We start from the raw sequence: 13041 nt of genomic DNA on the forward strand, positions 1-13041 counted from the left end.
CACAGAGTAACCTTGAGTGACCGAAAGCCACGCGTTACGATAGAGAGCTGACATTCAAATGCAGAATGCAGCAATCTGGGTATTGGGAGAGGTGGATATGAAAAAACTTGGTCTAATTGGTGGAACAGGTCCAGAATCCACGCTCATTTATTACAAGAAGATTGTTTATGGAGCCAATAAGCGGGTTGGAAAAGAGTTTTTTCCTAATCTGACGATAGAAAGCCTGAACGTTTTCAATGTTCTCAAATATTGCTCGGACAGGGATTATGATGGGTTAACGCGTTATCTCGTAGGCGGTATCAATAATCTCATAGCAGCGGGTTGCGAGATCGTGTCTCTTACGGGCAATACGCCGCATATTGTTTTTGATGCCTTGCGCGAACACGCGTCTGTGCCGCTTGTCAGCATAATTGAAACAACGCGCGATGAAGCAAAAAAACGGGGACTGAAAAAGTTAGGGCTGCTGGGCACCCGCTTCACCATGGAGGAGGATTTCTTCAAAAAACCCTTCAGGGAAGTCGGAATGGACGTAGTAATCCCCACAGGACATGACTTCGATTTTGTGGTGGAAAAAATATCGGCTGAACTGGAACATGGAATAGTCAAACCGGCGACGCAGACCGAGTTTCTGAACATCATTCAGCGAATGACCATTGAATCCGGCATAGATGCTGTTGTTCTCGGCTGTACGGAACTGCCGCTTCTGTTTGACGGTGTCACACTCTCAATACCCTGTCTCGATACGCTCGAAATTCATGCAGAAGCACTTCTTTCTGCCATGGAACTGTCACGCTAATTTTCAGGATGCCGCTCGTATCCTTGAAGCCTGTCAACAACACCATACCAGCCGAGGTCGAACAACATTTTTACGCGGCATATGGACCAAATTCTTATGGGCGCGTAGTTTATAAAACCCGGTCCCGGCCAATCATGGGACTGAATGACAACGCGTAATCCGGCATAAACTGTTCAGGGTTCAATATAGTGTCTCTACGCATTCTGCTTTCTTCCCTGAGCTTTATTGCCCTCCCGGCTCTGTGCCTCGCGCCATGCAGTCGGGCGGCCTCTGCTGAGTCCTCGCCTTTCGCGTTCCAGCGCACCTCTCTCGATGCAACAGGCGAGCACCCTGAAATCTGCCTGCATTTCAATCAGAACCTGAACGCACAAAACACAGCAACACTAACCCATTCGGTCCACCTCTCGCCAGAAAGCGCCTTCATACCGCGTATTGAGAATGACGCATTCTGCCTTGGCCAGCTTGCCTTCGGACAGGGTTACACAATAACGGTCGCCCCGGATTTTGCCGCGGCCGATGGTCAGCAACTCGCTGCCCCCCTTACGCTCAGCGCCCGTTTTGGGCATCGTGATGCGCATGTCGGGCTGACAGGAGACGGCTTTATCCTGCCCGGACGCACGGCAGGGCATACGCCTGCCCTCGCGATCGAAACTGTTAACGTCTCCACGGTTCGTCTCCATGTCTTTCGGGTCGCGGCCCATCAGCAATTTCCCGGCACAGATCATATTGACGACACACTGCCTGATCTGAACCAGACCAGTTTTGACCCTTATACGTTCCAGAGCCTGCTGGATACGACCATACGTGAAATCTGGCACGGCACCATGGCTATTGACCATGCTCCAGACCGGTCTGTGACAACTGGCTTCCCACTGGCAGAGACAATTAGTGCAGGACAGACCGGGCTGTATCTGGTGACGGTTGAAGACGCGGCAACGCCACCTGAGAAAAGCCCGGTAGAAACCGCGCTTAAACGTGGGAACATCAATACCGATCTTCTGCAAAGCAAGCCTATTTCTGCCCGCTGGGTCAATCTGAGCGATCTTGGCCTGACCATGCTGCGGGGTGAAGACGGGCTGACAGTCAGTGCCCGCTCCCTGATGAGCGGACAGCCCACTCCTGATGTCACGCTGACACTGCGCGCCCGTGATGGCGGCACTCTGGCAACAGTCACAACGGATGCGAGTGGCCTTGGGCATTTTGATGCCCCCCTGCTCCGTGGCACCATGGCAGACCGCTCATCGGTCCTGCTGGCCAGCAAGGGAGAGGATTTCGGCTTTCTGCATCTTGACCGGCAATGGTTCGATTTTTCAGAACAGCATCTTGAAGGCGCCATCAGCCCCTTTCAGGGGAGCAGTCGCGCACTCGTGCAGCCTGACCGCGGGATTTACCGTCCCGGTGAGAGCGTGCATCTGCTCACTCTTCTGCGTGACCGGGCAGGACGGGCTATTCCAGACGCACATCCGGTTCTTGTTCTCTACCGCCCTGATATGATGGAAGAGCGGCGCATTCCGCTTACAGGTGCGGCAGAAGGGGGCTACGCCACCACCCTGCCCCTGAGCGCCAGCGCACCCTCGGGTCTGTGGCGAGCCGATATTCTGCTCGACCCTTCTTTACCCGCCATCGGTTCGGCCCGTTTCAGCGTTCAGGATTTCGTGCCCCCCAGTATCGAAGCCCGTTTCAGGCCACCAGCCTTCGCAACCGCCGGACAGGACGTTGTGATTGATGCCTCGGCCCGTTTTCTCTACGGCGCGCCCGGTGCTGGCCTGAAAAGTGACAGTTCCTACAGACTTGTTCCCACAACCGATCCGATCCCCGGCCTTACAGGCTGGGCTTTCGGGTTTGAGAACGAGGAAACCCCGTCAGCCAGCGGTGACATCAGCGCCGATCCAACTGATCATGACGGCCATACGCAACTGATCTTCACACCGGATATTCCTCCGGGCCTGACCCGGCCGCTCGCTCTTGATATACATGCCGGTTTTCTGGACCCCATGGGGCGGCGCGTGGGTGAACACTTTACTATTCCCCTCCGCCGCACCGCACCGCTGATCGGCCTCCGTGTTGCAACAGACGCCTCGTCCAGCATGGGCAGTGCTGTTATCCCCATTGATCTTGCAAGTTTTGCACCTGACAATAGTCCGGTTGCCATCGGCAAAATTCACTGGACCCTGTCACGCGTCAACCGGATCTATAACTGGTCCCACACGCCCGACAATGGCTGGACCTTCAGCAGCCACACTGTGGACGTGCCCATGCGTTCGGGCGACCTTGCAACAAATGCCAAAGGCACAGCACGGATCACCCCATCGCTGGACTGGGGCGAATATCGCCTGAGTGCCGTCCCGAGCGAAAGTGGCAGCGTAACAGGCAGTTCACTCCGCTTTCAGGTCGGCTGGGGTGGAAACGGTAGCGCCAGCACACCGGACCATCTGCCGCTCAGCGTGCGCGATACCCATATTGTGTCAGGCGGTAGCACAGTCCTCCACATTGGCGGCGGTTTTGCCGGGCAGGCTCAGGTAACGCTTGCAACAGACCGTGTGCTGAACACACGCTTTGTAGACGTGCCAAAAGAAGGGCTGGACGTGCCCGTAACCGCCACGCCGGACTGGCATTCCGGCGCCTATGCACTGGTCACACTCTATCGCCCCCTCAACACCCCCTCCGGCCTGCGTCCGCATGACCCTGTGCGGGCGGTTGGTGTCACATGGATTGGTGTCAATCAGGACACCCATCGGCTGAACTTAACGCTTGATGCGCCCGCCACGGTCACGCCGCGCCATCGCATCACCATTCCCGTGACTGTTCAGGCCAGTCAGGGTCTTGCGGTGGAGCATGTGCAAATCGCGGTGTCTGCGGTCGATCAGGGTATTCTCAACCTCACGCATTTCACGCCGCTCAACCTGTTTGACGCCCTTTACGGTCGCCCCCGTCTTGGGCTGGACATGCTGGACAATTACGGGTCTCTGCTGCTGAGTGATGCAAAAAATGGCCAGATTCGGTCCGGGGGCGATGCAGCGTCCAATAACAACCGCGCGGACGGACCACCCGTGCGAACAACAGAAAGCGTTGCGCTGTTCGATGGCCCCGTCGCACTCGACAGCACCGGGCACGGCACACTCTCGTTCGATGTGCCAGATTTTGACGGCCAGCTTCACCTGATGGCCTCCGCCTGGAGCAAAGATGCCGTTGGCAACGCGCAGGCGGACATCACAGCACGAGACCCGGTTTTCCCCGATCTGGGGTTGCCACGGTTTCTCGCCCCGGGAGATACCGCACAGGCACAGGTCTCCATTATCAATGTTAATGCACCATCAGCACCTTACGAGGTCCAGATCACCACGGATGGGCCGCTCCGTGTTCTTGGCTCCGGCACACTCAACGCCTCTGTCAAAACCGGTGAGCGCGCTGACCTGCATGTTACGCTGGCCGCCACCCCAACCCTGCCGGGCCGCACCGCTATTGCGCATATTCATCTCACATTGCGCCAACCCGGCTCATCAAAAGCGCTGCTGACGCGAAGCTGGCCCATCGGAATCAGGCTGGCGCATGTTCCGCTAACCCTCAGCCGGACTGCCCCGCTCCCCCCCGGTAGCCACAAGACATGGGAGCGCACGGAACTGGCGGGCTTTAACCCGGCAGATGCGCGGATAACCCTCAACATCTCCGCATCGAACGGTCTTGATACAGTTGGGTTGCAAGAATCCCTGCAATCCAGCGTCTGGGGGGATTCTGATACGCTGGCGGCGCAGGCCCGTGCGCTGCTGCAAAAAGGCAACCCGACCACATCCGATCCCCACGATCCCAAAGGCACTCCGGGCAAATCCATCCAGTCAGCCATCAATACGCTTTTTGACCGTCAGACCTCTTCAGGTGAGATTGGCCAGTGGGACCGCTCCGATGGCCTCAGCCTTCCCGACGATCTGGACTATCTTGCCGATTTCCTGATCCGGGCAAAAGCTGCTGGCTACACCGTGCCGGAAGACCGGCTCGGCCTGCTGCTCGACCATATTGAAAGCGAGCAACTCCAGTCTCAGAGCGTCTATGTTGATGAGCATGATAGTGAAAGACAGGCAGAACTGCTGAATACACGCGCTTACGCGGCGTACGTGCTGGCCCGTGCGGGTCGCCTTCACCCTGATGCAATCCACACTCTTGCGGCTTCGCTTGTTGCGCGGCAGGACGGCACCCGGGTCAGCTATGTCTGGGCTGGCACGGCAGGTTCCAATGCACAGGCCTATCCTCTGGCTCTTGGGCATCTCGCTGTCGCACTCGCAATGGACGATGCACCGGCGGACAACAGCGCGACATCACCAGAAGCACTGCTGGACGCAGCCATTTCAGCACTCGGGCCAATCCGCACCGGAAAGCCGGATCTGTGGGATTACAGATACTGGACCTACGTGCGCGACTTGGCCGGGCTTGCTGCTCTGACAGCCGAAGCACATGACGAACAGCGCACACACCTGCTCATTGAGCGGTTTGGCAAGCTGACTCTGTCGCCTGATATGCTGACAACCGCAACCAAAACGGCGCTACTCGAAGCTGCCGGCACTCTGAACAAGGATACTGACGGGCAAAGTGTACGTGTGCAGGGGCGCTCCAACGCCACACCGCTGCGCCTGCCGCTTACCTATCCGTTTGATTCCGCCGCACTCGGAAAAGGTCTTCAGGTTGAGAATACCGGCAAGAAGATGCTGTTCAGCACCCTGACCGTACAGGGCGAGCCTGCCGGGGGTGTCAAACCTCTTACCAACGGGCTGACACTGACCATGCAGGGCTTTACCTTGACTGGCCAGCCATTCGACTTGGCACATATGCAACAGAATGACCGGTTTATCGTCAGTCTCAAAGGCACGGCCCTCCACCCCGGTCAGTATCTGGTGGGCATTACCAGCCTGCTGCCCGCTGGCTGGGAAATCGAGAGCATTGTCTCTCCTGAAGATGGTGCATCTGACGAGCATGACAGGGACGATACTGAAAACGACAGTACACAGCCCCCTTACGCTTTTCTGGGCACACTCAGTAACACCGAACATGCTGCTGCGCAGGATGATCGCTTCAGTGCTTCGGTAAGCTTCACAACGCAGTCTCCAGACCTTGCCGCACGGAACTTCCATGTCGCCTACATTGTCCGCGCCATTACGCCGGGTCGCTTCACTGTGCCAGAAGCAATGGTCAGCGCACGGCGTCTTCCAAGCCTGATGGCGCGCACGGCATCCGGGACTGTCGAGATTACCGCACATTGAGGGCTTCCTCTCGCCTTGTCAGAAACTGTACACTTGGCCTGCTGCTCACCAGCCTCATTCCGGCTGGTCTGCTGGTGGCCGACCGTTTTAACCCACCAGACCTGCATCGGGCCGAGCAAGCTGCCCTTCTTGTTCAAGCCCGCGACCATACGCTACTTGACGGCCATACAAGCCGCGATGGCTTCTGGCTGCTACCGGTTGAAAGCCAGAATGTTGACCCGACCTACATAAAACTCCTGATGGTGACGGAAGACCACCGCTTTGAAAGCCATCCGGGGGTTGATCCGCAGGCCCTTGCACGCGCCATCTGGCAACTGGCCCGGCGTGGTCATATTGTCTCGGGTGGTTCCACGCTGGCCATGCAGACAAGCCGCCTCCTTACCCCGCACCGCCATACATGGGGCGGCAAGCTGCGCGATATTCTGCGCGCCCTCCAGCTTGAATGGCGTTTTGGGCGCCGGGGGGTATTAAACCTTTACCTCACGCTGGCTCCTGAAGGCACGAATATCGAAGGCATCCGTGCGGCATCCGTGCTCTATTTCGGACATGAACCCAGCCATCTGACACCCACCGAGGCCGCGTTTCTTGTAACTTTACCCCGGCGGCCCGCCGCACTCCGCCCGGACCGCCACCCTGACGCCTTGCTGAACGCGGCGCACCGCACACTGCAACGCGCCACGTCATTGCAGCCAGTTGCATGGCCAACACTCAACACACGCGGCGTACCGCATGACGCCCCTGAACTCGCCGGTCATTTTCTCAGCGCAGGGCGCAACGGCGTGGTGGTAACAACGCTTGATGCAAGGCTCCAGCGCACCGCGCGGCAGGTGCTTGCCAGCCACCCTGCCCCGCTGCGTGGAACATTTGCGGCACTGATTGTCGATCATGACCGGCAGATCGTGGCATGGGTCGGAGGGGCCGAGCATAAGGCTCCGGGCAATGCGATAGATGCTGTTTTGGCGCCCCGTTCCCCCGGTTCCACACTCAAGCCGTTTGTCTATGGTATGGCGTTCGAAAAAGGCTGGATGACCCCCCACACACGTGTGCGCGATAGCCGACTGGCCATTGGCGGCTATGCCCCCAAGGATTTTGACCATGCTTTCCGGGGTGAAACTACTGTGAGTGAAGCCCTTCAGCTTTCACTCAATGTACCCGCCATTCAGGCACTGGAGCGGGTTGGCCCCTCTCACTTCATGGACCGTCTCTCTGCCTGCGGTGTGCGATTGCGACTGCCAGAAAACCCGGATGGCACACAAAGCGCACCGAGCCTCGCGATTGTTCTGGGGGGAGCTGGCATCTCACTCCATGACCTGACAATGCTGTATGCGGCACTCGATCATGACGGTCACGTCGCCCCCCTACGCCGTGAAGCGACAGATCTGACATCGGCTACTCCTGCACACGAGGCAGTCCTGCTGCCCAGCAGAGCAAATGCCGATATTCGTACAATCCTGCGGGGCACCGCTCCACCGGCTGGCGTTGCATCATGGGAGGGAGTTGCCTTCAAAACGGGCACATCCTATGGCAATCGTGATGGATGGGCCATGGCCTCCACCCCGCAGGCAACAGTCGGTGTCTGGGCCGGACGCCCGGACGGCACCGCCTCTCCGGGGCTAACAGGGCGGGATACGGCAGGGCCAGTGCTGGCAGTTCTCCTCTCTCTGCTTTCTTCATCCCCGCATACATCGGCCCCGCCAGCCAATGCCCGACCACATCGTGCTGTTACAGTCCTGTCCCCTGCTCTGCGCACTCTGCAACAGCGGCAGGCACCGCAAATCATCTTCCCACGCAATCATTCCGAAATTGAAAGCCGCTCTTCCGAGGGCAGGATGCTTCCTGTCGGACTGGAAGGTTCAGGCGGCCATCCGCCTTATCATTGGTATATCAATGGCATTCCGCTGGATGTGCCGCCCGGTGCACAACCTACATGGACACCCGATGCCCCTGGCTTTGCGCACATTACCCTTGCAGACGCGCAGAACGCCCATGCGACTATTGATATTCGTATACGGTAACAAGCTTTCCATTTTCCAGCCAATCAGCCTGATGTGAGCTAACATCGCTCTCTACAATATTGCAGGTTTCAGAGCGGCCGGGTTTGCAGACACAGATAACGAGAACTGTTACTGGCCGTCTACTTTGGGAAAAATCGAACAACGCCACTTATGATCGAAATGCAGCGATAGCAAGTCTGCTCTGATCTACATAAAAGGCGCATTCTGCTTCTGCAGGAGTCCTATGAAGTTTACTCCGGAAGCGGGTAGGTCGTCTGCCAAAATTTAGTAAAACTACCTGATTGTTTCATGCGATGCGTCCAAAAGAACTTCAAATGAATCAAAAATAACAATAAAAATCCAACCATCTAAAATATTTTTATTCTAAAGCATATGCAGAACACCCTGCCTCAACAAAAGCGCAGCAAGAAAAAGCATAACGCACCCAATAACAAGATCCAATATTTGCCACGAGCGTGAACTGGCAAAGAGAGGTTGAAGCAAGCGAACTCCGTACCCCAAGGAAGCAAACCATAGAAAACTGGCAGATGCAGCTCCTGCTGCAAAAAATGGTCGCAAAGCTATGGGCTGTGCAGTTGAGGCCGTGCCCATTAACAGAACGGTATCAAGATACACATGGGGGTTGAGCCATGTAAACGCGGCAACAGTTGCCAGCACTTTTCTTAAAGAAATCGGCTGGTCCTGTAAGACAGTCATGCTGCCCTGATCTTTGGCTCGCTGCAGAGACTTTATACCATACCATGCCAAAAACAGGGCGCCGCCAAGGGCAAAGACCGTAGACACCTGAGGGATGGCAGTAAGGAATGCCCCCATTCCGCTTACACCTGCAATAATGAGAATGGCGTCTGATAGTCCACAAAACAGAACGATTACCCCGACATATTCTTTTTTCAGACCTTGTCGAAGCACAAACAGGTTCTGCGCGCCAATCGCGACAATGAGTGAGGCGGAAAGAGCAAACCCAACGCAGAATGGGATCAGATAGGACATCATAGGAACTGCATAAAGAATGCCACCGAGCAAAGAAAACTTGTTTTTCTTAATCAAATGAAGAAAAACTTAATCATGCTGGATTATGCCGCCCTTACCGCAGTGAGTGCCGTTATACGCGAAGGCTCTTTTGAGGGAGCCGCGCGTCTTATGGGTCTTACCGCTTCTGCTGTTTCTCAACGTGTACGCAGTTATGAAGAGCGCTTGGGCTCCTTACTCGTCATAAGGGGAAACCCCTGCCTGCCAACAGACCTTGGCAGGTCGTTATGTGCGCATGTTGATAAGGTACGCTTACTAGAAGCAGACATTCCCCACTTGTCAGAAAGGGCGGCAACGGAAAAAGCGTTTCCTGTCAGCTTAAAAATTGCAGTCAATGCAGATAGTCTTGCCACATGGTTTCCTGATGCTATTGCGTCGTTCACGAAGCAGAACCGTATTTTTTTAGAACTTTACGCAGAAGATGAAAGTCATACAGCAGATCATCTGCGCTCAGGTGCGGTCATGGCAGCAATTACAGCCGATGTTGCCCCCATTATTGGGTGCAAGGTGGTTAAGCTGGGTCAGCTTAGGTATATAGCCTGTGCAAGCCCAAGTTTTATCGAGCAGTTTTTCTCAGACGGTTTCACCCCGCACGCTTTCCAGACGGCCCCATGTATTTGCTTTGATAGAAAGGATAGCCTGCAAAAGCGATGGCTTGAAGCAACACAAAAAGTATCTTTACCAAAGCAGGTTCATTACGTCCCCTCTACTCAAGGTTTTTTGGATTTTATAGCGGCTGGATTAGGCTGGGGACTACAGCCGCTTTCTCTTGCACGGGATTATCTGACGCAAGGTCTACTACGCCCTCTCGGTTCTGATCATTTTATGAATGTAGATTTATACTGGGTTTACCCAAGACTAAAAAGTAAGGTGATGGAGGATCTTACGCGCCATTTAATACACTACTGTAATTCTATGATGGATTTGGCAGGAAAAATAGGTAAACATTAAGAAATTTGGAAAAAAACTCCAAGTTTGTTAACTGCCTTGACCGAAACGCTTTCTATATTCGACGGGTGTGACCCCAAGGTGCCGCTGAAAAGCACGCCGCAAGGTTCTGACAGCGCCAAATCCGGCGTTTGCAGCAATAACTTTGAGAGGGCTTCGACCTGTTTCCAGAAGACGGCGTGCAATTGCCAGACGTGTCTGTTCAACCCATTGTGCGGGCGATAAACCGGTCTCCTGAGTAAAAAGCCGCGTTAAGTGTCGTCGTTCCAGTTGCATCATGTCCGCCATAACGTCCACACTGTAATGGGCAGAAGGATTTTCCATAATCCGCCTTTGCAGAGATTGCAAAGCGGACCGTCCGGCAGGAGATAACTCTTTTTGTCGGCTATATTGTTTTTGCCCTCCCGGTCGTTTGTAAAAGAGAATAAGTTGGCGCGCGACATCGCGTGCAATTTTCTCCCCCAGATCTTCTCTCACCAGAGCAAGAGCAAGATCTAAACCGGATGATACCCCGGCGGCGGTACGCACCGCGCCGTCCTCTTCTACAATAGCATCTGCATTGATCATGATTGTAGGAAATCTTTGTCGCATAGGCTCAATATCAGCCCAATGTGCTGTGATTTTTTTATTATTTAGAAGACCTGTTGCTGCGAGAGAAAAAACACCCCCACAAATTGATCCAAAACGTCGCGCCTGTGGTGCAGTATGAGAAAGCCACTGAATGACATTTCGTGCAGGTAAACTGCGTGCAGCATTGGGTGCTCCAGCAACCAGAAGTGTATCAATTGATAATGCGTTCATGTCTTCAAAGCAGTAGTCCGCCTGCACAACAAAACCGCATGAACTCCGAATAGTTTTCTGTGGCGCTACAATAATAGACCGATAAATAGGCCGCCCATACAGAGTATTTGCTTCGGCAAACACATCAGCCGGACCAGCAATATCCATCAGTTGTACATTGTCATTGACCACAAAAACGATCAGAAGCTCTGTCATGCGCTCTCCTTAAACACTTTTAACCTGCCATACTTCCTGTTTCTATATAACGCTGATGCCACGCAAGAGCTGAGGGAAGATGGTGTGGGATATGCTGCCCAAAGGAATGCTTACGCGCTTGCTCAAAATAGTCTTTCAAAAGAGGACGGAAATCTGGGTGAGCGCAGTTTTTAATAATTTCCCGGGCGCGTTCTACAGGGGCCAACCCGCGCAGATCCGCTAATCCCTGCTCTGAAACGATAATCTGAACATCCTGTATAATGTGGTCCGTGTGAGGAACCATAGGAACAAAAGCTGAAATTTTTCCCCCTTTTGCTGTGGATGGGGAAACAAAAATGGACAGAAAAGCATTGCGGGCAAAATCCCCTGATCCACCAATGCCGTTCTGAATACGAGACCCCATGACACAGGTTGAGTTTACATTCCCATAAATATCCGCTTCAATCATGCCATTCATAGCGATGATCCCTAAACGGCGGATCAATTCAGGGCTGTTGCTGATTTCCTGCTGGCGAAGAATAATTTTTTCACGAAAGAAAGAGGCTCTCTCATTAATTCTCTGGGCTGCTGCCGGACTAAGCGAGAAGGAGGAGGCCGATGCGACAGTCATACGTCCACTCTCCAACATGGAGAGCATTCCATCTTGAATAACTTCACTAAAACCTGTCAGATTTTCAAACTGGCTGTTATTAAGGCCTTCCAGAACAGCGTTGGCTATATTCCCCACTCCACTTTGAAGAGGCAGTAAGGAGGACGGAAGCCGCCCCTGTTTCACTTCGTGTTGCAGAAAATCAAGAACATGGGCGGCAATTGTTCGCGCATTTTGGTCTGGTTCAGCAAACGGAGCATTCCGATCCGGCTCATCAGTTATGACAACAGCGGCAAGCCGATCAATATCAATAGGAAGAGTGCCATTGCCAATACGATCCCCCGGATGAGCAAGAGGGATACATTGCGTATTGGGAGGCATACGAACATGCGGCCAGATATCATGAATACCTGCCAGTTCCGGGCTTTGCCATGTGTTGATTTCAACAATAATTTTGTCAGCCAATTGCGCCCATGTGGGGCTATTGCCGACGGAGGAACTGAGAATAAGGTGCCCATCAGCGGTTACACCAATAGCTTCTATAATAGCAATATTGGGCTTTCCATACTGCCCTTGGCGGGCTTTTTGAGCAACCTGCCCCAGATGCGTATCCAGATAGAGCGTGCTGCCGTCATTGATACGTGAACGCAGCGCGCTGTCACCATTGTAAGGCGCACGGAAGGCAATGCCGTTTGCCTGCGCTAACGCACCATCTAACTGTGGGCCTGTCGAAGCTCCTGTCAAAAGACGTATGGAAAACTCTTTACCCGCAGCATGCGTGGCAGTGATACGCCGAGCCAAAGCTTCTGGAACAGCTTTGGGATAACCCGCACCGGTAAAACCACTCGTTGCGACAACATCGTTATGATTAATAAGAGCGGCGGCATCTTCTGCACTTGTAATGCGTGCAAAAAAAGCCTCGTTTTTTATACGGTCGTTCACGGTTTTTCTCATTGCAAGCTGCTGGTACGCCGCATGATGGAAAAGAAGAGACGAGAGACGCAATGAGAATAAGATGCCAAAAAAAGTATCTTGTACCATATTAGGACATGCAAGCCTGCGTTCATGTGTCTTCATACACTATTTCGTGCAATAAAGCTCCATGGGTAAATTTCAATGATATCATTTATTTTGCAATGAAAATAACAATATAAATAAAATTCGATCCATTTAATTATTTTTTTATAAAGATAGATTGATTTTGTCTCCATAGTATTCTGCTTAAGAGCCAGCAATACCTTATGGCTATCCGTTGAGAGCCTTGAATATGCTGGTAACGGAGTGTGCCTCCCCCGCCCCCCACACCATAGAGACTGAAACTATGCCGGATATGCCGTAACCATCCGGCGAGAGACGCGGGCGTATTCAGGCGGCGATGGTATTGTGGACCTGCTGGTGGGCTTTCCAGTGCCAGGGCAG

At 53.8% G+C, this 13041-nt stretch carries 7 protein-coding genes; 4 read left to right on the forward strand and 3 right to left on the reverse strand.

The genetic code is table 11. The features are described 5' to 3' along the window. Positions 1-58: 58 nt before the first annotated feature. The 3 genes from AABE20_RS13730 to pbpC all read left to right on the forward strand — a co-directional run bounded on the left by AABE20_RS13730 (position 59) and on the right by pbpC (position 8060). On the forward strand, positions 59-796 hold the full coding sequence (locus tag AABE20_RS13730) for an aspartate/glutamate racemase family protein (protein ID WP_338333608.1): 738 nt from the start codon (positions 59-61) through the stop codon (positions 794-796). A 188-nt stretch (positions 797-984) separates the two neighbouring features. Then, positions 985-6045 (forward strand): alpha-2-macroglobulin family protein, encoded by a 5061-nt coding sequence (locus AABE20_RS13735; RefSeq protein WP_338333609.1) that lies wholly within the window; start codon positions 985-987, stop codon positions 6043-6045. Further along, a complete protein-coding gene (gene pbpC, locus AABE20_RS13740; protein ID WP_338333610.1) occupies positions 6042-8060 on the forward strand; it encodes a penicillin-binding protein 1C in 2019 nt (672 codons plus the stop codon). The genes AABE20_RS13735 and pbpC overlap by 4 nt, the downstream gene beginning before the upstream one ends. Before the next feature lie 363 nt (positions 8061-8423). Here pbpC and AABE20_RS13745 read toward each other — a convergent pair whose 3' ends face one another. Continuing rightward, positions 8424-9053, reverse strand: coding sequence for a LysE/ArgO family amino acid transporter (locus tag AABE20_RS13745; RefSeq protein WP_338333611.1), 630 nt, complete (start codon positions 9051-9053; stop codon positions 8424-8426). Between the two features lie 72 nt (positions 9054-9125). Here AABE20_RS13745 and AABE20_RS13750 point away from each other — a divergent pair, with 72 nt between their 5' ends. Continuing rightward, positions 9126-10040: a LysR family transcriptional regulator ArgP gene (locus AABE20_RS13750; RefSeq protein WP_338333612.1), complete on the forward strand. Its 915-nt coding sequence runs from the start codon at positions 9126-9128 to the stop codon at positions 10038-10040. 27 nt (positions 10041-10067) lie between these two features. On the opposite strand, the gene AABE20_RS13755 is transcribed toward AABE20_RS13750, so the two are convergent. Both AABE20_RS13755 and scpC read right to left on the reverse strand, forming a co-directional pair. Next, on the reverse strand, positions 10068-11033 hold the full coding sequence (locus AABE20_RS13755) for a GlxA family transcriptional regulator (RefSeq protein WP_338333613.1): 966 nt from the start codon (positions 11031-11033) through the stop codon (positions 10068-10070). Between the two features lie 19 nt (positions 11034-11052). Beyond that, positions 11053-12576 (reverse strand): succinyl-CoA:acetate CoA-transferase ScpC, encoded by a 1524-nt coding sequence (scpC, locus tag AABE20_RS13760; protein ID WP_408740997.1) that lies wholly within the window; start codon positions 12574-12576, stop codon positions 11053-11055. Between the last annotated feature and the right edge of the window lie 465 nt (positions 12577-13041).

Source organism: Acetobacter zythi, from assembly GCF_963921165.1.
GTDB lineage: Bacteria > Pseudomonadota > Alphaproteobacteria > Acetobacterales > Acetobacteraceae > Acetobacter.